This window comes from Paraclostridium tenue (assembly GCF_039521565.1).
Classification (GTDB): Bacteria; Bacillota; Clostridia; order Peptostreptococcales; family Peptostreptococcaceae; genus Paraclostridium; species Paraclostridium tenue.
In genome coordinates, this window is the sequence record NZ_BAAACP010000025.1 from 1 (window position 1) to 24,308 (window position 24,308).

General features: G+C 25.5%; 23 protein-coding genes. 20 read left to right on the plus strand and 3 right to left on the minus strand.

Translation table 11 applies throughout. The features are described from left to right. The first annotated feature begins 265 nt into the window (after positions 1-265). On the plus strand, positions 266-826 hold the full coding sequence (locus ABFX13_RS13370; RefSeq protein WP_346046875.1) for a TVP38/TMEM64 family protein: 561 nt from the start codon (positions 266-268) through the stop codon (positions 824-826). Between the two features lie 20 nt (positions 827-846). Here the strand turns inward: ABFX13_RS13370 and ABFX13_RS13375 are convergent, their stop codons facing one another. Further along, positions 847-1,011, minus strand: coding sequence for a hypothetical protein (locus tag ABFX13_RS13375; protein ID WP_346046876.1), 165 nt, complete (start codon positions 1,009-1,011; stop codon positions 847-849). A gap of 384 nt (positions 1,012-1,395) precedes the next feature. Between ABFX13_RS13375 and ABFX13_RS13380 the strand changes: the two genes are divergently transcribed. From ABFX13_RS13380 to ABFX13_RS13405, 6 genes are all read left to right on the plus strand, one after another. After that, positions 1,396-1,959, plus strand: coding sequence for a hypothetical protein (locus tag ABFX13_RS13380; protein ID WP_346046879.1), 564 nt, complete (start codon positions 1,396-1,398; stop codon positions 1,957-1,959). Between the two features lie 117 nt (positions 1,960-2,076). After that, positions 2,077-3,759, plus strand: a complete 1,683-nt coding sequence (locus ABFX13_RS13385; protein WP_346046880.1) for a hypothetical protein — start codon at positions 2,077-2,079, stop codon at positions 3,757-3,759. Between the two features lie 177 nt (positions 3,760-3,936). After that, positions 3,937-4,356, plus strand: coding sequence for a MarR family winged helix-turn-helix transcriptional regulator (locus tag ABFX13_RS13390; protein ID WP_346046881.1), 420 nt, complete (start codon positions 3,937-3,939; stop codon positions 4,354-4,356). A gap of 12 nt (positions 4,357-4,368) precedes the next feature. Next, on the plus strand, positions 4,369-5,736 hold the full coding sequence (locus ABFX13_RS13395) for an MATE family efflux transporter (RefSeq protein ID WP_346046883.1): 1,368 nt from the start codon (positions 4,369-4,371) through the stop codon (positions 5,734-5,736). Between the two features lie 118 nt (positions 5,737-5,854). Further along, a complete protein-coding gene (locus tag ABFX13_RS13400) occupies positions 5,855-6,466 on the plus strand; it encodes a hypothetical protein (RefSeq protein ID WP_346046885.1) in 612 nt (203 codons plus the stop codon). A gap of 145 nt (positions 6,467-6,611) precedes the next feature. Beyond that, a complete protein-coding gene (locus ABFX13_RS13405) occupies positions 6,612-7,304 on the plus strand; it encodes a tetratricopeptide repeat protein (RefSeq protein ID WP_346046887.1) in 693 nt (230 codons plus the stop codon). 44 nt (positions 7,305-7,348) lie between these two features. Here ABFX13_RS13405 and ABFX13_RS13410 read toward each other — a convergent pair whose 3' ends face one another. Next, a complete protein-coding gene (locus tag ABFX13_RS13410) occupies positions 7,349-8,443 on the minus strand; it encodes an AI-2E family transporter (protein ID WP_346046890.1) in 1,095 nt (364 codons plus the stop codon). 144 nt (positions 8,444-8,587) lie between these two features. On the opposite strand from ABFX13_RS13410, the gene ABFX13_RS13415 reads away from it, so the two are divergent. From ABFX13_RS13415 to surE, 10 genes are all read left to right on the plus strand, one after another. After that, positions 8,588-9,304, plus strand: coding sequence for a pseudouridine synthase (locus ABFX13_RS13415; RefSeq protein WP_346046892.1), 717 nt, complete (start codon positions 8,588-8,590; stop codon positions 9,302-9,304). A gap of 13 nt (positions 9,305-9,317) precedes the next feature. Further along, positions 9,318-9,899 (plus strand): tRNA 5-(aminomethyl)-2-thiouridylate-methyltransferase MnmM, encoded by a 582-nt coding sequence (gene mnmM / locus ABFX13_RS13420; protein WP_346046894.1) that lies wholly within the window; start codon positions 9,318-9,320, stop codon positions 9,897-9,899. A 444-nt stretch (positions 9,900-10,343) separates the two neighbouring features. Continuing rightward, positions 10,344-10,541, plus strand: coding sequence for a 4Fe-4S binding protein (locus tag ABFX13_RS13425; protein WP_346046896.1), 198 nt, complete (start codon positions 10,344-10,346; stop codon positions 10,539-10,541). Positions 10,542-10,557: 16 nt separating this feature from the next. Further along, positions 10,558-11,706: a 2-oxoacid:acceptor oxidoreductase subunit alpha gene (locus tag ABFX13_RS13430; protein ID WP_346046898.1), complete on the plus strand. Its 1,149-nt coding sequence runs from the start codon at positions 10,558-10,560 to the stop codon at positions 11,704-11,706. Then, positions 11,688-12,500: a 2-oxoacid:ferredoxin oxidoreductase subunit beta gene (locus ABFX13_RS13435; protein WP_346046899.1), complete on the plus strand. Its 813-nt coding sequence runs from the start codon at positions 11,688-11,690 to the stop codon at positions 12,498-12,500. The genes ABFX13_RS13430 and ABFX13_RS13435 overlap by 19 nt, the downstream gene beginning before the upstream one ends. A gap of 18 nt (positions 12,501-12,518) precedes the next feature. Beyond that, a complete protein-coding gene (locus ABFX13_RS13440) occupies positions 12,519-13,058 on the plus strand; it encodes a 2-oxoacid:acceptor oxidoreductase family protein (RefSeq protein WP_346046901.1) in 540 nt (179 codons plus the stop codon). A gap of 192 nt (positions 13,059-13,250) precedes the next feature. Beyond that, on the plus strand, positions 13,251-14,498 hold the full coding sequence (gene gltS / locus ABFX13_RS13445) for a sodium/glutamate symporter (RefSeq protein ID WP_346046903.1): 1,248 nt from the start codon (positions 13,251-13,253) through the stop codon (positions 14,496-14,498). Positions 14,499-14,620: 122 nt separating this feature from the next. Further along, a complete protein-coding gene (locus ABFX13_RS13450; protein ID WP_346046905.1) occupies positions 14,621-15,493 on the plus strand; it encodes a MurR/RpiR family transcriptional regulator in 873 nt (290 codons plus the stop codon). 741 nt (positions 15,494-16,234) lie between these two features. Next, positions 16,235-17,011 (plus strand): N-acetylmuramoyl-L-alanine amidase, encoded by a 777-nt coding sequence (locus tag ABFX13_RS13455; RefSeq protein WP_346046907.1) that lies wholly within the window; start codon positions 16,235-16,237, stop codon positions 17,009-17,011. Positions 17,012-17,703: 692 nt separating this feature from the next. Continuing rightward, positions 17,704-18,462, plus strand: a complete 759-nt coding sequence (surE, locus tag ABFX13_RS13460; protein ID WP_346046909.1) for a 5'/3'-nucleotidase SurE — start codon at positions 17,704-17,706, stop codon at positions 18,460-18,462. 59 nt (positions 18,463-18,521) lie between these two features. Here surE and ABFX13_RS13465 read toward each other — a convergent pair whose 3' ends face one another. Further along, positions 18,522-19,058, minus strand: coding sequence for a deoxycytidylate deaminase (locus ABFX13_RS13465; RefSeq protein ID WP_346046912.1), 537 nt, complete (start codon positions 19,056-19,058; stop codon positions 18,522-18,524). A 197-nt stretch (positions 19,059-19,255) separates the two neighbouring features. Between ABFX13_RS13465 and ABFX13_RS13470 the strand changes: the two genes are divergently transcribed. The 3 genes from ABFX13_RS13470 to ABFX13_RS13480 all read left to right on the plus strand — a co-directional run bounded on the left by ABFX13_RS13470 (position 19,256) and on the right by ABFX13_RS13480 (position 24,238). Beyond that, the gene (locus ABFX13_RS13470; protein ID WP_346046914.1) at positions 19,256-19,966 is read left to right on the plus strand and encodes a tRNA threonylcarbamoyladenosine dehydratase; all 711 of its coding nucleotides are present in this window, start codon (positions 19,256-19,258) and stop codon (positions 19,964-19,966) included. 97 nt (positions 19,967-20,063) lie between these two features. Beyond that, positions 20,064-20,969 (plus strand): HD domain-containing protein, encoded by a 906-nt coding sequence (locus ABFX13_RS13475; protein WP_346046916.1) that lies wholly within the window; start codon positions 20,064-20,066, stop codon positions 20,967-20,969. A 20-nt stretch (positions 20,970-20,989) separates the two neighbouring features. Beyond that, on the plus strand, positions 20,990-24,238 hold the full coding sequence (locus ABFX13_RS13480; protein WP_346046918.1) for an AAA family ATPase: 3,249 nt from the start codon (positions 20,990-20,992) through the stop codon (positions 24,236-24,238). Positions 24,239-24,308: the final 70 nt, after the last annotated feature.

Here is a 24,308-nt window from a genome sequence, read left to right on the forward strand (position 1 = left end):
TATGATAAATGTAAACGGGGCTACTACATCATCTATAGTAGTGGGGAATTCACTAGGAAAACTAGATAAAGAAATATTTAATTCAAAAAATGATTAAATGGTAAAAAGCTTTGTTCACTATGATGAACAAAGCTTTTTTTATTATATACTATTATGTTTAATTGTATAAATATAAGAATATATAATTTTAGAATAGGAAAACTAAAAATAGCTATTAAAGTTTTAACTAAAAGTATAAATTAGTAAATTAGGCAGGTGTTAATATATGGAACAAATAATATATAACTTGAAAGATTATAAATTATTAGTGGCTGTTATAGGGTTTGTAATAATATTAATAGAAACTTTTATACCAGCATTGCCACTTGTTGCCATAATTGGAGCTAATGCGTTTGTACTTGGTGTATGGATGGGTTTTTTTATATCTTGGATAGGGTCAGTTATAGGTTCTATTGCATTATTTTTATTAAGTAGTAAATTTTCTGACTGTAAATTTATAAAAAAAATAAATAATCAAAAAATAGATAACTTTAAAGCTTGGGCAAAAAAACAAGGGTTTAGTATGATATTTATAACATATTTATGTCCTTTTATACCAGATTTTTTGGTTACTATAACATCAGGCATATCAAAAATGAAATTAAGCAATTTTGTGCCAGGTATGATATTAGGTAAATTTATAATGTTTTTAGTGATAAGTTATATAGGCAACGATATAGAAAGTTTTATAAAAAATCCTATAAAAGTTACATCTTTAATAGTATTAATAATAATATTTTGGATATTGGGAAATAAAATAAATAAAAAAATTAATAATAAAAAATAAGACTACACTTAAGTATAGTCTTATTTTTTATTTGATAAACAATTTGGGCACAAATCAGATTTAAAGTTTTTAATATTTGTATTTATTTCAAAATAATTAGAATAAGATAAACCATTTAGTTTACAACCGCATTCTATACATCTGTTATCTCTTTTTAATATTAATTGTTCTTGACTAAGTTTCATATAATTACCTCCCATAGATTGCTTAAAAAAATAAAGTTGTCATTAATATTATTTTAAAAAATCATAATAATAATACGTAAATTTTAAATATACTATATTATATTAAATAATATTAAAAATGAGACTATTTTAGACAAGTTCTTAAAAAAGGTAAGTAAAAAGAAACAACCTTGTATAAAATAAAGGTATAATACATATATATATTTATTATAAATAATAAAACAGTAAATTTACATAAAATTCAAAAAAGGGAAATTTAAATTAAAATCCAATTGATAGTTAAATTTATAACAAAAACAATATTTGAAGTTTAATTAAAATGGTGATAAAATAGAGTAGTTATCATAAAGTAGATTATAAAGTTAGATTTTGGGGGTTAATAAAATGCAGAAGATATATATAATAACAACATATACAGGAACTGCTCTTTCTTATTTAATAAAAAGAATAACCAAAACTCCTTACGCACACGTATCAATAGCACTTAATAAGGATTTAAGACCTATGTATTCATTTGGAAGATTAAATCCTAAAACTCCTTTATTTGCAGGTTTCGTAGAAGAAAATATAAATGAAGGATTATATGCTATAAAAACAAATACAAGATGTAGAGTATACTCTTTATATGTAACAAATGAACAATATAATAATTTATATAAAAACATACTAAATGTAAGTGCAAATAGAAACAAATATGATTATGATGTTTTAGCACTTATATACTTATCTAGAAATAAACCTAGAGAAGCTGAATACAAGTACGTGTGTTCTCATTTCGTAGCAGATATGCTAGAGAAAAGCAATATAAGTTTATTTGATAAACCGTCATATGCAATAAGACCAAGTGACTTTTTTAATCATGGTGATTTGACCTTAGAATATGAGGGATTATTAAGTGAATATAAAGCTAAGGAAAAAATATTTGAATACAGTTTAAGTAGTGTATAAAATTTATTTTAAAATACTCCTTATAATTACTAGGGGTATTTATTTTTTTGCAAAAAATGGATATAATCAATATTAACAAATATTAAAAATATTAAAAAAATTAGGAAGGAGTAATAAATGAAAAAGTTTTTGCAAACATATGGGATATCGTTAGTAATTGTAGGAATATATGCAATAATACAATTACCTGTACTTAGGTTGGATTTCACTTCACTATTTTCTACTTTGGCCATATTTTTTGTAGTAGCTGGAGTATTAGACATGATGTTTGATAAAGAAGAAAAAACATCTAAATTAGCAAAAACAAATTTCTCAATAGCTATAGCATTAATAATTTATATAATTATTGTTCCATTTATAACATCATCACCTGTATTACATTCTAAAGCTTATAGAAATTTATTAGGAGAAGTTAAAGAAAGTAACTTTACTAAAGATGTAAGTCCTGTAAGTGTAAATGAAATTAGATTAGTTGATGAAGAAATGGCTATGAAACTAGGAGATAAAAAACTAGGTGAAGTTCCTGCAATAGGTAGTGTATCGAAACTTGGAAAGTTTCATATACAAAGTATAGATGGGGAATTGTATTGGGTTGCACCATTAGTACATAGAGATTTAATAAAATGGGTTACTAATATGAGTGGTACAAACGGCTACGTTATGGTATCAGCTACTAATCCTCAAGATATAAGATTAGTACAAGATGTTGATGGTAAGCCTATAAAAATCGTTTATCAGCCAGAGGCTTATTTACATCAAGATTTAAAACGACATATGTATTTAAAAGGATATGTTAATGTAGGAATGACAGATTTTACTCTAGAAATAGATGATAAAGGAAAACCATATTGGGTAGTTACACTTTATGAAAATGCTATTGGATACGAAGGTAAAAATGCTAAAGGTATTGCAACAGTAGATGCTCAAACAGGAGAAGTTAAAAGTTATGGTATAAATAATGCACCAAAATGGATAGATAGAATACAGCCACAAGAATTTATAACAAATCAAATAAATGATTGGGGAACATATATTAATGGCTTTTTAAATTCAGTTATATCAGAAAAAGGTGTATTAGTTGCTACAGAAGGAACATCTTTGGTGTATGGCGATGATGGTAAATCTTATTGGTATACAGGAATAACATCAGCTGGAGCAGATGATTCTACAATAGGATTTATGTTAGTAGATACTAGAACTAAAGAAGCTAAATTATATAGACAGCCAGGTGCTACTGAAACTGCAGCTATGGTCTCTGCAACTGGTAAAGTTCAAGAAAAAAATTATGAAGCAACATTCCCTGTAATGTATAATATATTAGGAAAATCTACATATGTAATGTCTTTAAAAGATAAAGCTGGGTTAGTCAAAATGGTGGCATTTGTATCAGTTGAAGACTTTAATATTGTTGGAATAGGTGATACTACGGAAGAAGCGTATAGAAATTATAAAGAACAATTAAAATCAAAAGGAAATAACATAGAAGTAGAAAATGAAACTAATAAGGAATCAAAAACTGGAATAATTCAGCGAATAAATTCAGATGTAGTAGATGGGAATACATCTTATTATTTTACTGTAGATACCTTAAAAAATTCTATACTTTTAGTATCATCTAAGGTGTCAAATGAAGTTCCTTTAACTAAAGAAGGAGATAGTGTAAAGTTTGGATATGAAAAAGGACAATCGGGTTCAATAGATGTTACAGATTTTGATAATCTTAGTATAGATAGTAAAAATGAACAGATTAAGCAAACTGAAGTTAACATAGATAAAAATGATAGTACTACTAAAAAATAATAATTATAAGAAGAAGTCGCAAATATAAGCGACTTCTTATATTTTTAGACGTTAAAAGAATATTTGGATATATAAATAAAATTTTAAAATAAAAAATAGTTGCAATGACAACTAAATTGATGTATACTAAATTAGTTGTTACTGCAACTATTTTTTATTTTTAGGGGAGGCTTTAATATGAATAAAGAGTGTGAACATATTGGAAGATATATATCCCAAATATACAGAAAAGGTGGAGCATTTATATCTAAAGAACTTAATGATTTAGGAATAGGATCAGGGCAAGTAATGTTTTTATTGGAACTTTATAGGGGTGATGGTAAAAATCAAGAAGAAATTGCAGATTCACTTAATATAGATAAAGGTACAACTGCAAGAGCTATAAAAAAACTAGAAAAAGAAGGGTTTTTAATAAGGGAAAAAGATAAAATTGACAAAAGAGCTTACAAAATATATTTAAGTGACAAAGGTAAGTGTGCTAAAAATACTATATATAATATTATGGATAAGTTAGAAGAAAAAAGAACTGCTAATTTAAATGAAGAAGAAAGAAATACATTAATGATTCTTCTTAAAAAAGTTTGTACAAAAATATAAGGGAGGAAATATATGAAAAATGAAAACATATTAGGTACAGATTCAATACCAAAGCTTTTACTAAAATATTCTGTACCTGCAATTATAGGTATGATGGTAAATGCACTTTACAATGTAGTTGATAGAATTTTTATTGGTAATATACCTAATGTAGGTCCGCTTGCTATAACAGGTGTTGGAATTTGTTTACCTATAATGACTATAATTTTAGCTTTTTCAATGCTTATAGGTATAGGTGCTACTACGAATATATCTATAAAATTAGGGCAAAAAAGAATAGAAGATGCTCAGATAATTATAGGAAATGGTATATCATTATCAATAATTATCGGATTTATAATAAGTATATTAGGTATACTATTTGGAGATATAATATTAAAATTATTTGGAGCAAGTGAAGCAACACTTCAATATGCTAAAGATTATATATATATAATCCTAGGTGGAAGTATATTTAATATGTTAGGTTACACATTAAATAACACTATAAGAGGAGATGGAAACCCTAAACTAGCTGCTATGATAATGATTGCTGGTTGTATGACAAATATAGTTTTAGATGCTTTATTAATATTTGTATTTAAATTAGGTATACAAGGAGCAGCAATTGCAACAGTTATATCACAAATAGTAACAGCTATATGGGGACTTACTTATTATATAAAAGGTAAATCTAATTTAAAATTTGAAAAATCTAGTTTAAAACTTGATAAATCATTAGTAAAGATGATTTTTGCAATAGGATCAGCACCATGTGCTATGCAGTTAGCTACGAGTTTAGTTCAAGTTATATCAAACAATGCATTAAAAACATATGGTGGAGATTTGGCAATAGGTGCAATGGCTACTATATCATCTATATCTATGATATTTTTAATGCCTATATTTGGACTTAATCAAGGAGCTCAACCTATAATAGGATTTAATTTTGGTGCCAAACAATATGATAGAGCCAATAAAACATTTAAGTTATCTGCATTATTAGCAATAATTATAATGACTACTGGATGGTTATTAGTGCAAACTATACCAGAAGTTTTAGTAGGATTATTTAATAAAGATCCTAAACTTATGGAAATATCAATAAATGGGGCTAGAATATACTTACTAATGTTACCAATAATAGGTATATCAATAACTGGTTCAAATTATATTCAATCAATAGGTAAGGCTAAGATTGCTATGGTACTTAGTTTACTTAGACAAGTAATTTTGTTAATTCCTATGATATTAATATTACCTAAGATTTTTGGATTAAATGGAGTTTGGTATGCACAACCAGTTGCAGACTTTTTAGCAACTGTTATAACAGCGGTTATATTATATAGAGAATTAAAAAGTTATAAAAATGAAGAAGAAGTAAAAGAAATAATTATATAAAATAAAAAAAGTATAGACGAAAGTCTATACTTTTTTTTATAAAGTGTAAATTTTATTCTAAAGATTTAATATAATGAAATTAAGACTTGTCATAATATACATCAAGGAGAATAGCATAATGTTAGGCATGGAAAAGGAGATATTAGTTTTAATGAGCCAATTAAGATGTGCAACAGAGCAACAATTTAATAAGTTTTTTTCTAAAAAAAGAAAAATAGTAAAATCTCCTTACAAAAAGACATTAAGGAAGATGTGCAGAGAATTTACTTTAAGAAAGTACCCATGTAATATATCATATGGAGAGTATAAAGATAGTTCAGGGATATATTATTTAAATGGGGGTAAAGTTTACAAGGGAAAAGAACTTTTAAAAGTAATAATAGGCTCAGAAGTGGCGCTAAAGATGGAAGCATCAGGATATGAAATAAAAAGGTTTTATAGAAATATAACTATTGATAAAGATAAGTATGATATATATATTGAATATTTAGATAAGGATAAAAAATTAAGACAAAAATTGATAGATATAAAATTAAGTGATGTTTTTAAAGGAAGTAAATATAAAAATTTGCCATATAAAATTACAAATTCGACTATACCTTTTTTTGAAATACCTGAAGTATTAATAATAACGCAAGAAAAATTAATAGATGAGTATAGAATAAAGCCTATCAATAAAAATGTAAAAATAATAGATTTAAGTTTAAATAATTTAACATACTATTTATAAATATAAGACCATGTGGTCTTATATTTATAAATACATAAATTAAAAGACTATTAATTAAAACAAACATTAAGAAAATACAAAAAAATATATTTTTCCCTAAAATGATATATTTATGATAATATATATATCTATAAGGAGGGATTTAATGAAGAAAATTATATTATTAATAGCTATTATTTCCATTATGACTGTTGGATGTTCTAAAAAATCTCAAGATGGTAATGAGTTTAGTTTAGGCGAATCTGCATTAGAAAAAGGAGACTATAAAGAAGCTATTGAATACTTACAAAAAGCAGTAAATAAAGATAGTGAAAATGATGATGCTAGAACTATGTACATACAAGCTATGAACATAAGCAAAGCTATAAAATATAAAGAAGATGGAAATTATCATAAAGCAATAAAACTATTAGATGAAACAGTAAAATTAAGTGATGGAAGCTTAGAAGCCAGAGAAAAAGCAATGGAGATGAAAGAAGAATACCAAAATTTGCTAAATGAGAAATTATCTCAAGCAAAAAAAAGAAAAGAAAGTGCAAAAGAATCTATTAAAAAAGATACAGAACGAATTAATAATGAGGCATTAAAAGCTCAACAACAAGCATTAGAAGAAGCTAGAAAACAAGAAAACATATTAAATCAAAATCAATTAAATCAGAATAACCAACAAAATGGTAGTTTTGATACAAACAATCAAAATGCAACTGATAATGTAATAAATTCAGGAGATTTACAAAATAATCCTACCATAAATCAAGATCAAGTTACTCAACAAGATAATAATCAAAATTTTGAAAATAATCAAATATCACAAAGTAATGTAGGATTAGGTAATTAATTAAATTATAGATTCAAAATAAAAAAGAGGTATTACCTCTTTTTTTATTTTGAACTTTTTATATTTAAATTTTTATCTATATACTTGCATAAATACACTTTAATAATAGCAGCTATAGGAACTGATAAAAATACGCCAACTAATCCAAATAAAGACCCTCCTATTAATACAGCACAAATTATCCAAAGAGGACTAAGCCCTACATAATCTCCCATAACCTTAGGACCTATTATATTTCCATCAACTTGTTGTAGTACAAGTAAAAATAATGCTACCCAAAGAGCCTTTATAGGACTATAAATCAAAGTCATAAATATTGGGAAAATAGCACCTATAAAAGGACCAAAGTAAGGTATCATATTGGTTATAAATACAATAAATGATAAAAATATACTACTTTTTATATTTATAAAAAATTTAAAACCTATAAAAGCTATTACTCCTATAATTATTGAGTCTATAAATTTTCCTATTATATAATGATAAAAAATTTCATTTACTATATCAAAGAATTCAATTATTTTAGATGATCTTTTTTTAGATACACTAGAATATAATAGCTTTTTTAAATTGGTCAATATTTCTTCCTTATCATATAAAATATATATAGATAAGATTATGCCTATTATCATATTAAAAAATAAAGATGTTATACTAAGTATATAAATTAAAAGATTTGATGAAATTTTACTTAATATATCAACTATGTTCTTTAATATAGAGTCTAGATTTTGTTGAACGTGTGGTATTAAATTATCAAATATATCTGTTTTAGACATATACTTATTTAAAAATAAATCTATATTATTTATATAGTTAGGTATTTCTGAAATAATTGTATTTAAAGTATCTAATAATGAAGGTATTAATAAATTAAGTCCAAATCCTAATAATAAAAATAGTAGTATATAAGATATAAATATATTAAAAAGTCTAGGTAATTTAAATTTATTTTCTAAGTACATAATTAAAGGGTTTATTAGTAAGCACATTATTACAGCTATTATAAATGGACTTAGAAATCTAATTACTCCATTAATACTTGATATAAATGCATAAGGATTGTCTATAGCTTTATATATTAATAAAGAAATAAACACCACAAACAAACAATACTTAATATTATCTCTTGAAATCAAAATAGTACCTCCTTTAGGAGTATTTATAATAATATTATTAATTTTGCCAAATATTATTAATAAAATAATATGAAATTATAAAATTATTTTAAAAATTATAGTATAATAATCTAATGTGAATAATTTAAATATAAGGAGAACATCATGAGAATTAATAAATATATAGCTTCTTGTGGAATAGCATCAAGAAGGAAGGCAGAAGAGTTAATACTTGAAAATAGAGTTAAGGTAAATGGAAAATTAATAAATGAATTATCATTTCAAATAAATGAAAAAAAAGATAAAGTAGAAGTGGATGGAAAGTTAATTGGATTAGAAGAAAAATTAGTATACATAATGTTAAACAAACCTGAAGGATATGTAACAACTGTTAAAGATCAATTTGATAGAAAAAGTGTTATAGATTTAGTAAAAGATATAGATGCTAGAGTGTATCCTATAGGAAGATTAGACTACGAAACTAGTGGATTATTACTTTTAACTAATGATGGAGATTTGACATATAAGTTAACTCATCCAAAACATGAAGTAGATAAAACTTATATAGCTACAGTTAAAGGAATTCCAACACAAAATGAAATAATAAACTTTGAAAAAGGATTATATATAGAAGACTATAAAACTTCTCCAGCTAAAATAAAGATAGTTAAGAAAAATATTGAAAAAAATTATGCTGTATGTGAAATAAAAATTCATGAAGGAAGAAATAGACAAGTTAGAAAAATGTGTAAGGCTATAAATCATCCAGTTATGAACTTAAGAAGAAAAGCTATGGGTAAAATTGTATTAAAAGATGTTGAGATAGGTAAATATAGACATTTAACAACAGAAGAAGTAAATTATCTAAAGAAATTAAAATAAGAGGATGTATAATATGATTAAAGCAAAATATTTAACTAAAGTTACAGATTTGAATAAAGTATTGCTTGAAGATGTAATAAATGAAGGTGATACAGTTATAGATGCTACAATGGGCAATGGATATGATACAAAATATCTTGCACAAAAGGTTGGTGAAAATGGAGTTGTTTATAGCTTTGATGTACAAGAAGAAGCTATAAAAAGTACTAAAAAAAGACTAGAAAAAGAAAATTTACTAAATAGAGTTAATTTAATTCTTGATGGACATGAAAATATAGATGCATATGTAAAAAATGAAGTTAGCTGTGTTTTATTTAATTTGGGATATTTACCTAGAGCCAAGCACCAAATAATAACTAAATCAGATACAACACTTCAAGCTATAAAGAAAAGTCTAAATTTATTAAAACCACATGGCGTTATAAGTATAGCTATTTATACAGGACATGAAGGTGGAATGGATGAATGTAATGCAGTTTTTGATTATGCAAGTAAATTAGATCAATCTAATTTTAATGTTTTAAATTGCAATTTTGTAAATCAAGTAAATAACCCACCAAGACTTATACTTATAGAAAAGAAAAAAGAATATTAAAAAAGATATAGCTACTATATTTAAATATAGTAGCTATATCTTTTTTAATAAAATGTTATATTCTCATTATATTAAGAATAGAAATTTATAAAAAGAAATAAAATTTGTATATTATTTAAAATTGTATACGATGTATTTTTTATTTTATATTGAAAGAAAAAATTTGGATAAATTATTTTTTAAAATATAAAGTATAAATAAAGTTATAAAGAAAAAATTTGAATTGAAAAATAAAATATATATAAAGTAAGGAAATACAATATGTTTAATATAAAATTAAATTTTAATTTTATATTATATAGTAATTTAAAAAGTTGATTATGAAATTATAGTAATTAAAATTGCAAAATTGAATAAAAATTGTGAATAATGAAATAATAATTGCATTTTATATATAAAATCGTTACTATTTATAGTGAAAGTAAAAGTTTTGGGGGGATAATTTTGAAAAAGGGTAAACTTGTGTTAAATACTAACTGGTGTAAAGGATGTGGTATTTGCGTAGAATACTGCCCTAAAAATATTTTAAAGTTAGAGAAGAACATAATAGGTGTAGAAGATATAGAAAAATGCATACTTTGTGGATTATGTGAACTTAGATGTCCAGATTATGCTATTTATATATCTAAGGATGAAAATTAACAAGGGGGGAAATGGTATGTGTAAGAAGGTTAAATTGTTACAAGGAAATGAAGCTTGTGTACATGGAGCATTATATGCAGGTATGAAGTTTTTTGCAGGTTATCCAATAACACCATCTACAGAAATAGCGGAAATTTCCTCATTTATGTTACCAAAAGTAGGTGGTAAATTTATACAAATGGAAGATGAAATCGCATCTATGGCAGCTACTATAGGAGCATCTCTTACAGGACTTAAATCTATGACTGCTACTAGTGGGCCAGGATTTTCGTTAAAGCAAGAAAATATTGGATATGCCTCACTTGCTGAAATACCATGTGTAATAGTAAATGTTCAAAGGTGTGGGCCAAGTACAGGGCTTCCTACATCCCCAGCTCAAGGAGATTTAATGCAAGCTAAGTGGGGAACTCATGGAGACCATCCTATAATAGCATTATCACCAACAACAGTAAGAGATACATTTGATTTAACTGTTAAAGCTTTTAATTTTTCAGAAAAATATAGAACACCTGTAATTTTATTATTAGATGAAGTAATAGGGCATATGAGAGAAAAAGTAGAAATGCCTGAAGAAGATGAACTTGAAGTATATAATAGAATGAAAATTAATATAGATAAAAATGATTATAAAATATATGACCAATCAACTCTAGTGCCACCAATAGCAAACTTCTCAGATGGATATAGATATCATGTAACAGGTCTTATGCACGATGAAACAGGATTCCCAACAAACAGTACAAAACAAACTCAATTACTAATGGATAGATTAATGAAAAAGATAGATAAAAATTTAGATGATATATTAATTTATGAAGAATATAAAGTAGATGACTGTGAAGAACTATTTATAACTTTTGGTTGTATGAGTAGATGCACAAAAGATGCAGTAGACACTTTAAGAGATAAAGGGATAAAAGCTGGATTATTTACGATAAAAACAGTTTGGCCATTCCCAGAAGAAAAAGTAAATATGTTAAGTAAGAATGTTCAAAATATATATGTTCCAGAATTAAACTATGGTCAAATGCTACTAGAAGTTAAAAGAGCAGCTCATAAAGAGTGTAATGTAATTGGCATTAATAAGTACAATGGAGATATTATAACGCCAGATGAAGTAATAGATAAAGTTATGGAGGTGGTAAAATGCCAAGTAGCATTATAGAAAATAATTTTAGAGCAGATAGATTACCGCATATATGGTGTCCTGGATGTGGTCATGGAATTCTTATGAGATCAATAGCACAAGCTATAGAAGAATTAAATCTTGATAAAGATAAAGTATGCATAGTATCAGGAATAGGATGCTCATCAAGAGCATCTGGATATTTAGATTTTAATACACTTCATACTACTCATGGTAGAGCAATACCATTTGCAACAGGAGTTAAATTTGCAAATCCTAATATGCATGTTATAGTTGTAACTGGAGATGGAGATTGTACAGCTATAGGAGGAAATCACCTTATACATGCATGTAGAAGAAATATAGATATAACAACTATAGTATTTAATAATAATATATATGGCATGACTGGAGGGCAGTATTCTCCTACAACTAATACTAATGATTTTGCAACAACAGCTCCATATGGAAATATAGATAAACCATTTGATATATGCGAGTTGTCAAAAGGTGCAGGAGCTACATTTGTAGCAAGAGGAACTGCATATCATGCAAAGCAAATGATAGAATATATAAAAAAGGGGATAAGTCATAAAGGATTTTCTGTAGTAGAAGGAATGAGCATATGTCCAACTTATTATGGCAGAAAAAATAAAAAAGGGTCTGCCGTTGCTCTTATGAATTTATTAAAAGATAACTATGTAGATATAGCATTAAAAGATAAGTTGCCTAAAGAGAAATTAGAAAATAAAAACTTCTATGGTATATTTAGAGATGTTGAGATGCCAGAGTATACTAAAGAATATGAAAAAATAATAGAAAGGGTAAAATGATTATAAGGAGATATGAATATGAGAAAAGAAATAAGACTTAGTGGTTCTGGTGGTCAAGGGCTTATTTTAGCTGGTATAATACTTGCAGAAGGAGCAATTTTATCAAATTTAAACTCTGTTCAAACTCAATCATATGGCCCTGAAGCAAGAGGTGGAGCAAGTAAAGCTGAAGTTATAATAAGTGATGGGGATATAAATTTTCCAAAAGTTAGAAAAGCTGATATACTATTGTGTTTAACACAAAAATCTTTTAATGAGTATATTAACACTGTAAAAGAAGATGGAATTGTAATCGTAGACTCTACTGTAGAAATAAATAATTTAGAAAAAAGAAAAATGGAAATATTTAATGTACCTATAATAGAAAGTAGTAAAAATAAGCTTGGGAAATCTATGGTTTCTAATATAGTTGCATTAGGGGTTATAAATGAGTTATTAGAAGGTATAGATAAACAAATGTTAAAAAAAGCTATATTAGCTAGAGTTCCTAAAGGGACTGAAAATTTAAATGAAAGAGCTTTTGAACTTGGGTGTTCATTAATTGCTTATGCTAATTAAAAAAGAAAGTATTAATTAAAAAAATATAAAGTGAAAATGAGTTTTCATATTTTAAGATAATTTACTATTAAAACTTAAAATATGAAAAATTTTTACTGTAAATTTTCAGAAAATAAAATCAAAAGAATTTAATTATTAAATTGATTCATCGAATTGTAACGGATACAGTAGAAAATTAAAGGTGGGGATTGTATGTTTGAATTTTCAAGTGAATTAAAAATGCTTACAATGAATTTAGATATAGTTCAAAGTATTGCATTTACTACTATTGTACTTATTATAGGCTCTTTTATAAAAGAAAGAGTCAATATATTTAAAAAATATTGTATACCAGCACCTGTGGTTGGTGGATTTTCTTTTGCAATTATAGCATTTATACTAAGGCAAAATAATATAGTTGCAATTTCATTTGATACAACTCTTCAAAATATTCTTATGACAGCATTTTTTACGACTGTTGGATTTACTGCAAGTTTCAAAGTTTTAAAAAAAGGTGGTTCAGCAGTTATTAAATTTTTAATTGTGGCAGTTTTATTAGTTTTATCACAAAATTTTTTAGGAGTAATATCTGCTAAAATTATTGGGGTTAATCCATTACTTGGGCTTATTGCAGGATCTGTATCTATGACTGGAGGACATGGAGCATCAGGAGCTTTTGGTCCACTTATAGAAGCTAATGGATTAGAAGGAGCACTTAGCATAGCTATGGCTTGTGCAACTTTTGGATTAGTTGCAGGTAGTATTATAGGAGGGCCTTTAGCTAATAAATTAATTGAAAAGTTTAACTTAAGACCAGAGGAATATGAAAAAAGTAATTACGAAGAATTAGCTGAAGTTAGTTTAGAAGATGATGGAACTTGTTGTGAAATTTCAAAAAAACTATCTGAAAGCAATTTAGTAAATGCATCTATGCAAATAATAATAGCTATGGGACTTGGAACGATAGTATCAAATATATTTTCTGAAATAGGGATAACGATGCCTGGATATATAGGAGCAATGATAGTTTCTGCTATAATGAGAAATATTTCAGATATAAAAGAAATATGGACTATATCAGAATCAGAAGTATCTAGCATTGGTTCAATTTGCTTATCACTTTTTTTGTCAATGGCAATGTGTAGTTTAAAATTATGGGAACTTGTAGACTTAGCTATACCAATAATAACTTTATTATCTTTACAAACTATTTTAATGGCTATATTTGCATACTTTGTTACATTTAGAATTATGGGAAGGGATTATAAATCAGCAGTATTATCAGCAGGACATTGTGGTTTTGGTATGGGAGCTACACCTAATGGGATAGCTAATATGGAATCAGTAACAAACAAGTATGGTCCATCTCCAAGTGCATTTTTTATACTACCTTTAGTAGGTGCATTATTTATAGAATTTTTTAATTCTGCAGTTATAACAACTTTCATTAATTTATTATGATAAAAAGCTTATATATTATTCAAAATATATAAAAAGGTGATATAATATATTTGTTATATGAAAAACAAAGTTAAAGATTAATATGTAAATTAAAAATCATTAGTAGATATGAGGAGATAAATATGAACGAAACTAAAGATTTTAAAGATAGTAAACAGTTAATTGATGATATTCAAAAACAATATCCAAGACTTAGTAAAGGGCAAAAACTTATAGCTCAATACTTAATATCAAATTATGATAAAGTAGCATTTATGACAGCTTCAAAACTTGGAGAAGAAGTAGGGGTAAGTGAATCTACTGTAGTAAGATTTGCAAATGCTTTAGGATTTTCAGGATATCCTAAACTTCAAGATGCACTTCAAGAACTTATAAAAAATAAGTTAACCACAGTACAAAGAGTTGAAATGAATCAAGAATACTCAGATGATTGTAAAATATTAAATAAAGTATTAAAAAGTGATATAGACAATATAAGACATACTTTAGATGATTTGGATGAAGAAACATTCCAACAAGCTTCGGATAAACTTTTAAAAGCTAGAAAAATATATATATTAGGGATGAGAAGTTCATTTAGTATAGCTCAATATTTAGGATTTTACTTAGATATAATATTAGACAATGTACATATTATAAGAATGGATATGGGAGATGCTTTTGAACAAGTAGTAAGAGTTACAGAAGAAGACGTAGTTGTTGCTATAAGTTTCCCTAGATACTCAACGAAAAGTTATCAAGTTGTAGATTATGCAAAAGGCAAAGGAGCTCATGTAATATCTATAACAGATAGTTTATTTGCTCCAATAGCTACAATATCAGATACTACTCTTTTAGTTAAAAGTAATATGGCATCATTTGTTGATTCGTTAGTTCCAGCACTTAGTATCTGTAATGCACTTGTAGTATCTATAGGAATGAAGGAAAAAGAAGATATAAAATCATACTTTGATGATTTAGAACAAATATGGGAAAAATATTCAGTATATGAGTAAAATTAATCTTACAAGTAATATGTTTAATATATAGAAATAAGCATATTACTTGTATTTAGTTTAAATATTTCTATTTATGGTGATTTACTTACTGACTTGTAACTTACATTTATGCAAAATAAAGATTTTTACTAACTAAAGACTGACATTATTAATAGTAAATTACTTAATTTATTAGGCTTTTCTTTATCCATTTCTTTTAGCACATTAGAGCGTTTATTCATACTTATCTTTATATTAAAACTAACTCAACAAATTTTACAGTAGATTTTAATACCTTATAAAAAATTAAGATTAGAACAATTAACAAAACACCTAAATAGGTGTTGTTTTTATGCAAAGAAGAAGTTTTAAATTTGTTAGAAAATGACTTTCTAATGATATTTGAACATATAGCACAGAAATTATAGAATTAAGAAAAACAAAGCTAGTAATTTAAATTTAAAATTTACTAAAAATGATTTAAATAAATTAATATTTAGTACTTAACTATAGTTAGACTAGTAGAAGCATTAGAATAATTAGAATAAGATAACAAAAAATCAAATATAAAAAATAAGAATAAAAGTGGAGAAATTTAACGATTTCTTTAATTTTATTTAACAAATTTTAGAAAAAAATCATATTTTATAGAGCAACACTTTAAAAATTTTAGTTATTTTAGTTAATGAACAAGGCTTATAAATGAACTCTATTTATCTTTATAAATAAAAAATAATAAAGTTTTAGGAGGTATTAATTATGAAAAAAAATATGTTAGATGCAGGACATGGTGGAAAAGATAGTGGAGCATTAGGAGTTAATAATGTATTTGAAAAGGATATAATTTTAGATGTGACTAATAGAATAAATAGGTATCTAGAAGGTCAGGATATAGAAAATATGAATACTAGAACTACAGATATATTTTTAAGTTTAACAGAAAGAACTAATAATGCCAATAATTTAGGTGTTAACAGTTTTGTATCTATACATTGTAATTCTTCTGACAATTCAACTGTTCAAGGTTTAGAAACTTATTGTTATAAATTTCAGTATAGAGCCTTAGCCGATGCTATACAAGATGAGTTAATAAAAGAAGGTCTTTATACTAAAAATAGAGGTGTTAAAGAAGGTAATTTGCATATTGTAAGAGAAACTAATATGCCAGCTTGTCTAGTTGAATTAGGATTTATAACAAATCAAGAAGATTATAACTTAATAATGAATAATAAAGACAAATTTGCTAAAGCAATAGCAAAAGGAATATGTAAATTTAATGGTGTTACTTGGAAAGAGTCTACAAATCCAGATGAAGGTTTTGCAAATGGAGATTATTCAGGAAGAAAAGCTAAGGTAATAGTAGATGTATTAAATGTAAGATATGATAGAGGAGTCGAACATAATGTTATAGGACAAGTTAAATATGGAGATATCCTTAATTTACAATACTGTTTAAATGGATGGGTTAGTATAGAAGGTTTTAAAGGTAATAAAGGGCTTGGTTATGTCAGTTCTAAGTATTTAGAATTAATATAATTATTATAAAAAATTTAAAGATGTTAATTTAAATTACTAAATAAACAGCAAAAGGAGCATCTAAGCTAAAGATACTCCTTTTTTATTTTATTTATTTGAAAAATTTTCTAAAAAGATGTTTATTTTAAATAAAACGAGGTATAAATATATTATAGAAAACTAAACAAATCAACTTTTAGATTTAAAACAGATCTCCTTAAGGAGATAAATATCTTTGAGAGCTTAAATGCTATTTGCAGTGAGACTCTAAAAGGTTAAATATTTATAGTATGGAATTTAAATTTGATTTATTTAGTTTTCTTTTTTTATTCTATCGATTATTAAAAGAAAAATACAATAGAAATAAACCTATCAAAACTGTAAGAATTATTTAAGTTTAGTGCAAGGCTTTTTTAAGATTAAGCATATATAATAGACTTATCAAATAAATAAAACATTGGGAGTGATTATATATGACAATAGTATTAGGAAGTTTAATGATAGTTCCATTTATATTAGCAGCAGGGGCTGGATTATTAGAAAATCAATTAGAAAGTATAAATGAACAATAATTATATAAATTCGAAGCATCCATTAAGTTGGATGCTTTTTTATTTTATAAAAAATTTTATAGAAGGAATTTTAAATAAATAATATAATATTAAAATAAAAGGAAGAAAAGATTTTAAAATTAAAAATTTAGGAGTAGATTTATGAATATATTAATAACTAATGATGATGGAATTCAAGCTGATGGGATAATTGAATTAGCTAAAGCAATAAAGGATGTAGCTAATGTTTATGTAGTTGCTCCAGATACTCAAAGAAGTGCTACAGGACATGCGATAACAATACATAATCCAATAATGATTAATGAAGAATATATAGATGATAATATTAAAGCGTACTCTATAAGTGGAACTCCTGCAGATTGTGTTAAGCTAGGTATAGAATCTATTTTTAAAGATGTAAATATAGATTTAGTTTTAAGTGGAATAAATAATGGAGCAAATCTTGGAACTGATGTTATATATTCAGGAACTGTATCTGCAGCTATAGAAGGTCTTATACAAAATAAGCCATCAATAGCTATCTCTTATGATTCATTTAAAGTATCAAAAGAAAAATACAAAAAAGCTTCTGATTATGTAGTTAATCTTGTTAATAATATTAAAAATGATATGCACATATTTGATGATTGTATATTAAATGTAAATATACCAGATAAAGATGTAAAAGGATTTAAAATAACTAAATTAGGTATAAGAAAATATGAAAATGATATAGAAGAAAGATTAAGTCCATATGGTAAAAGATATGTTTGGATAGGAGGAAAAATAAAAGAGATTGTTCAAGAAGAGAATAGTGATATAAGTGTAACTGAAAATGGTTATATATCAATAACTCCTATAAATATTGAGATGACTAATATGAATAAGATAGAGATTTTAAAAAATATGGATTTATTATAGAAAAAAATATCTAAGTAATTATAATTACTTAGATATTTTTTTTATTACAGAAATTACTATTAATATTTTTTAGGAGTTTCTAAAAATTTTTCAATTCTTTTAGTCTCGCTTAGTTTTTTTAATTCAGTAGCTTGTCTTTCATTTTCAAGTTCATTTTCGTACTTTATATACTCAACACCAGATTCTTCTAGAAGTTGAAGCCCTAAACCTGTAGGATATTCACCTTTAAACACTACCTTCTTTATACCAGCTTGTATTATAGATATGCAACAAAATACACATGGCTGAGTTGTAACGTATAAAACAGCTCCATTACAGCTAGTTCCATTTTTAGCACATTGAATAATAGCATTGGCTTCAGCATGACCAGCCCTACACAGTTCTAGTCCCTGACCTGATGGGATATCTCTTTTTCTTCTTTCACAATAACCTATATCTGTGCAATGTATAGCACCAGAAGGAGCTCCATTATAACCTGTACTTATTATTTGTTTATCCATGCAAATAACCGCACCAACCTGTCTAGATACACAAGTACTTCTAACCTTAGTTTGTTCAGCTATATTCATAGCCCACTCTGTGAATAGTATCCTCATAAATATCCTCCTTCTAAAATTCATTATATTAATAATAACATAAAAATTTAGTGTATTATAAAAAATTATTAAAAAGAATAAGTTTAATTTAATTTTAGCTTTTTATATTGTATAAAATGACTTAAAAATATCTAATTAATATAGTTTACACATTTTGCAAATACTAATTAAGATACAAGATAAAAGGAGTATTTTATATGGAAAAAAAATTTACAACAAGAACAGAACTTATAATAGGCAAAGAAGGAATAGATAAACTTAAAAATTCACATGTATTAATAGTAGGTGTGGGTGGAGTAGGAAGCTTTTGTGTAGAAGCTTTAGTTAGAGCTGGTATTGGTAATATAACAATAGTAGATTATTCAGAAGTTGAAATAACAGATATAAATAGGCAACTTCCAGGTCTTAATTCAAATATAGGAAAAGATAAGGTAAAGGTAGTAAAAGAAAGATTAAAGGATATAAATAAAAATGTAAATGTAAATGATATAAAAGTAATATTTAATAATGAAACTAGTCAGAGTATATTTAATAATAATTATGATTATGTAGTAGATGCAATAGATATGGTTTCATCTAAAATACATTTGGTTGAAGAATGTATCAAAAGAAATATACCTATCATTAGTTCTATGGGAATGGGAAATAAGTTAAATCCAACTAAAATTGAAGTAAGTAATATATCAAATACACATACATGTCCACTTGCTAAAGTAATGAGAAAAGAATTAAGAGATAGAGGAATAGATAATTTAAAAGTAGTTTTTTCAACAGAACAACCAATAGAGTTAAAAGAAAAAGTATCAAATGGACATAGAATATTACCTGGAAGTATATCTTTTATGTCTCCAAGTGGTGGATTAGTTTTAGCAGCTGAGGTAATAAAAGATATACTGTTTAAATTATAACTAATTAAATATTACTTAGCTTAAAAATATTAAATTTAAATTGTTGTAAAAGCTAGATTGCTAAAATTTATTAATTAATAAAAAAGGAGTTAATATTATGACACATAAGAACCTATTTTTAAAAGATATAGAAATGAATAAACAATTTAAAACATCACTTATGGTAATGAAAAAAATACACAAAGATAGTAATATGACAACTTATATACTTACTGATAGAAGTGAGCAAATAAAAGCTAGAATATCTAATAAGTTCAAATTAAAGCCAGGACAAGTTATAGAAATAGATAGTAAAAAAGAACCAACTATGGATGAAGTTAAAAATATAAATATAATTAATGATAATTATGAATTAGATGATTATCTTCCAACGGTAAAAAGACCTATAGAAGATATAATGAAAGATATAGATAATTTAAGTAATGAGTATATAAAATCAGAAGAAGGTAAAATGCTAAATAAATACTTTTTTGAAAATAAAGAATTTTTGGAAAAGTTTAAGATGGGCATAGGTGGGGTAAGTATGCACCATAACTATATAGGTGGATTAGCTGAACACACATTGGGAGTTATGCATCTAACTAAAGTACTTTGTGATAGGTATGATTGCAAACATAAAGAAATAGCAATATTAAGTGCAAAATTACATGATATAGGAAAGCTTTATGAATTAGACTTTAATGGACCATTTAAATACACATTACAAGGGGAACTAGAAGGACATATAACTATTGGAGTTCAACTTATAGATCGAGCAATAAATGAAATGGATTATAAATTTAGTGAGGATTTCATAAGAAGAATTAAAGGTTGTATTGTACAACATCATGGAAAGCTTGAGTATGGTTCACCTAGAGAATGCAATATGGAAGAATCATTCATATTAAATTTTGCAGATGGTATAGATGCTACAATGAATAAAATAACTCAGATAAAGTCAAATTCAGATGGTGATGGTTGGTCGGATTATGATAGAAGATTAGAAACAAAGTTATACTTATAACTTTTAAGGAGATGATACAAATGACTGATATAAATGATAAATTTATAGAAATTCAAAAAAGTTTAAATAAAGAACTTATAGGTCAAAATAATTTCATTAATGACTTATGTAAGTACTTTAGAGATAAACTTACAAAAGAAGAAAAAGGAATATTAGTTTTAGTAGGAGAAAAAGAAACAGCAAAAAAAACTAGTATAAGACGAATATTTGAATATCTTAAAGATACAGATGTAATAGAAAATTCACAGGTAGATGAAATAGATTTAGGATCATATAATTTTAATTTAGGATATAATGCATTTTTAACAGACTTGTATGAAAAGTTAGGATCTAACTCTGCTTGTGTGATGTTTAAAAATATAGAAAAAGCAAGTAGTGAAATATTACATGTATTATCTAGTGTATATCCAAATACTTGTTTTAATCTAAATGATGAATATATTATAAAAAACAAATTTTTAGTAAGAGCAGATGTGCAAGATAAAGATAAAATAAATAAAATAGTTTGTCATAATAAATTTTTAGTCTATATTAGCAATGATGAAGATTTTGAGTTAGATAAATATTTTAATAAAACTTTTAAATCTAATGTAGATAATATATTACATACAAAACCTCTTAATACTATTGAAAGAAATAAAATAGTAAAAAAAGAAGTTTTAAAAACTATCAAAAATAAAGAACTAGAATATAATATAAAAATCACATTGGATATAAATGAAGATGATAAAGATGATGAATATTTTGGTATATGTAGATTTTTGCAAGAAACTTATAAAAAAGATTCAAACTTTGGTATAAGTGAATACGTATCATATAAGTTAAGTAGACCATTAACTAATTTTATAAGAGAAGAACAAGTAAAAGCAGGAACAACTATAATAATATACGTAAAAGAAAATGATATATATTGCAAATTAAATAAAGAAGAGTTTAATTTAAGTACTTATTCAATGCCAACTCTTGAAGAAGCAGAGTATAAATTAAATTCTATAATTGGAATTGAAGATTTAAAAAACTTCCTTAACAATGTAAAAAATAATTATAAAGTCCAAAAGATAAGAGAAAGATTAGGACTTAAAACTTCAAATATATCTTTAAATATGATATTTGCAGGTAATGCAGGTACAGGTAAAACCAATGCTGCTAGAGTGACTTTTGAGTATTTAAATGCACTTGGAATATTATCTAGAGGAGTATACAAAGAAGTTAGTAAAGCAGATTTTGTATCAGAAAATACATTGGATATTTCTAAAAGAACGATAGATATTATAAATTCTTCTATTGGTGGCGTGTTATTTATAGATGAAGCTTATTCTTTATGTGAGAGTGAGGATGACAAGGTAGGTAAGGAAATAGTTGATGCATTACTTAAAGGAGTAGAGGATAATAGAGATGATTTAATAGTAATTCTTGCGGGATATGAAAATGATATGGAGGAATTTTTAACATTTAATCCAGGTCTTAAATCAAGATTTGCAAATATTATTCACTTTCATGATTATACTCCAATACAGATGTATGAGATAGCTGTCAATATTGCTAAATCTAAAGGATATAGAATTGCTAAAAATGTTAAACATGATTTAATAGACTTATTTGCTAAAAATCAAATAAGTGGTAAAAACGATTTAGGTAATGCCAGATTTGTTAGAAATATAGTTGAAAATGCTATACTTGACGCTTCTAAAAAATACTTAACTGACAAATCAAAGCAAATCGACTTATTAGAAAGAGATAACTTTAATTTTAAAGCAAAAACAAAATTTGACTTAGAAGCAAGATTAAGCGAAATAGTAGGATTAAATGAAGTTAAAAGTTTACTAAGAAGTCAATATAAATTAATAGTAGCACAAGAAAAAAGAAAATCAGCTGGAGTAAATACAAAAATAGAGCAAAATTTAAACATGGTTTTTGCAGGTAATCCTGGTACAGGAAAAACTAGTATAGCTAGATTAGTTGCAGAAATGTTAAATAGTATGGGTCTTTTAAAGGTAGGTCAGCTTATAGAAACAGATAGGTCTAGTTTTGTTTCAGAAATACCTGGACAAACATCAAGAAAAACAGAAGAAAAATTTAAAGAAGCTATTGGTGGAGTGTTATTTATAGATGAAGCTTATACACTAGCTAATGACTCATTAGGTAGAGAAGCTATAGAAACATTGCTTAAATTAATTGAAGATTATGGACAAGATGTTGTAGTAATTCTTGCTGGATATGAAGAAGAAATGGAAGATTTCTTTGACGTTAATATAGGTCTTAAATCAAGATTTCCTATATGGACAGTATTTAAAGATTATAACCCTAATGAATTATTAGAAATGTCCATAAAATTAATAGAAAATAAAGGATTTAAATTATCTAAAAATGCTTATTTGTCTCTTAAAAAGAGCTTTGAATCTATTTACGAGGAAGCAGATTCACAATCAGGAAATGGTAGAATGGTTAGAAATTATGTAGAAAGCCTAATTAGAAATCAAAGTATTAGAATTGCTGAAGAAGAAATAAGTGTTTATGAAATGAATTTAATAACAGTTAAAGATATAGAAAAAATAAATGTATTAGAATATGAAAATACATTTAACTTAGAAGAAAAATTACAAGAATTAAAAGGAAATAATAAAGCTAAAGAGTTTTTAAAAAATCAATATAAGTTTTTAAAAATACAAGAAAAAAGAGAAAAACTAGGAAAAAGAAACAATATAACTAAATATAAAAATATGATATTCACAGGAGATGTAGGTACAGGGAAAAAATCAGTACTTAACATATTAGCTGAAATGTATTATAGCAAGGGTATTTTAAAAGCTAAAAGTATTGTAGAAATAGATAAAGATGAGATATTATCTAATATAAATAATGGGTTAGATTTGGAAGATGTATTAAATAAATCTATAGGCAAAATGGTTTTAATAGATAAATTTGATTTGCTTAAAAATGAATATAATTACAGTGAAATAATATCTATGCTTATAAAATTTATTGATAGTAATAAAAACAAAATAATATTAGTATTGTCTGGAAATAAAGAAGGTATGGATGAGGTAGTTTTACAAAATCAATCTTTAAATTATAGATTTCCATTATATCTTGATTTTAGTGGATATGATGAAACAGAAATTTATGATATATGCATAGATACCTTAAATTGCAAAGGATTTACACTTAGTTATGATAGCCAATCTGTATTAAAAGAAACTATAAATGAATTATATAAAAATGAAAATATAATTTTAAAAAATTATAAATCTTATATAAAAAATAATTAAATTAATGGAGAGATATAAAAATATTAATTTTGTTAAGTTATATATTGATAAATTAGGAATATAAACTAAA

What these genes read in the sequence shown, in the direction of transcription:
- ABFX13_RS13475 (WP_346046916.1), top strand. Translation starts at nt 20,064, where the DNA reads ATGACACATAAGAACCTATTTTTAAAAGATATAGAAATGAATAAACAA.
- ABFX13_RS13380 (WP_346046879.1), top strand. Translation starts at nt 1,396, where the DNA reads ATGCAGAAGATATATATAATAACAACATATACAGGAACTGCTCTTTCT.
- ABFX13_RS13455 (WP_346046907.1), top strand. Translation starts at nt 16,235, where the DNA reads ATGAAAAAAAATATGTTAGATGCAGGACATGGTGGAAAAGATAGTGGA.
- ABFX13_RS13430 (WP_346046898.1), top strand. Translation starts at nt 10,558, where the DNA reads ATGTGTAAGAAGGTTAAATTGTTACAAGGAAATGAAGCTTGTGTACAT.
- ABFX13_RS13435 (WP_346046899.1), top strand. Translation starts at nt 11,688, where the DNA reads ATGCCAAGTAGCATTATAGAAAATAATTTTAGAGCAGATAGATTACCG.
- ABFX13_RS13385 (WP_346046880.1), top strand. Translation starts at nt 2,077, where the DNA reads ATGAAAAAGTTTTTGCAAACATATGGGATATCGTTAGTAATTGTAGGA.
- ABFX13_RS13395 (WP_346046883.1), top strand. Translation starts at nt 4,369, where the DNA reads ATGAAAAATGAAAACATATTAGGTACAGATTCAATACCAAAGCTTTTA.
- ABFX13_RS13450 (WP_346046905.1), top strand. Translation starts at nt 14,621, where the DNA reads ATGAACGAAACTAAAGATTTTAAAGATAGTAAACAGTTAATTGATGAT.
- ABFX13_RS13465 (WP_346046912.1), bottom strand. Translation starts at nt 19,058, where the DNA reads ATGAGGATACTATTCACAGAGTGGGCTATGAATATAGCTGAACAAACT.
- ABFX13_RS13375 (WP_346046876.1), bottom strand. Translation starts at nt 1,011, where the DNA reads ATGAAACTTAGTCAAGAACAATTAATATTAAAAAGAGATAACAGATGT.
- ABFX13_RS13390 (WP_346046881.1), top strand. Translation starts at nt 3,937, where the DNA reads ATGAATAAAGAGTGTGAACATATTGGAAGATATATATCCCAAATATAC.
- ABFX13_RS13370 (WP_346046875.1), top strand. Translation starts at nt 266, where the DNA reads ATGGAACAAATAATATATAACTTGAAAGATTATAAATTATTAGTGGCT.
- ABFX13_RS13480 (WP_346046918.1), top strand. Translation starts at nt 20,990, where the DNA reads ATGACTGATATAAATGATAAATTTATAGAAATTCAAAAAAGTTTAAAT.
- ABFX13_RS13415 (WP_346046892.1), top strand. Translation starts at nt 8,588, where the DNA reads ATGAGAATTAATAAATATATAGCTTCTTGTGGAATAGCATCAAGAAGG.
- surE (WP_346046909.1), top strand. Translation starts at nt 17,704, where the DNA reads ATGAATATATTAATAACTAATGATGATGGAATTCAAGCTGATGGGATA.
- ABFX13_RS13400 (WP_346046885.1), top strand. Translation starts at nt 5,855, where the DNA reads ATGTTAGGCATGGAAAAGGAGATATTAGTTTTAATGAGCCAATTAAGA.
- ABFX13_RS13470 (WP_346046914.1), top strand. Translation starts at nt 19,256, where the DNA reads ATGGAAAAAAAATTTACAACAAGAACAGAACTTATAATAGGCAAAGAA.
- gltS (WP_346046903.1), top strand. Translation starts at nt 13,251, where the DNA reads ATGTTTGAATTTTCAAGTGAATTAAAAATGCTTACAATGAATTTAGAT.
- ABFX13_RS13405 (WP_346046887.1), top strand. Translation starts at nt 6,612, where the DNA reads ATGAAGAAAATTATATTATTAATAGCTATTATTTCCATTATGACTGTT.
- ABFX13_RS13440 (WP_346046901.1), top strand. Translation starts at nt 12,519, where the DNA reads ATGAGAAAAGAAATAAGACTTAGTGGTTCTGGTGGTCAAGGGCTTATT.
- mnmM (WP_346046894.1), top strand. Translation starts at nt 9,318, where the DNA reads ATGATTAAAGCAAAATATTTAACTAAAGTTACAGATTTGAATAAAGTA.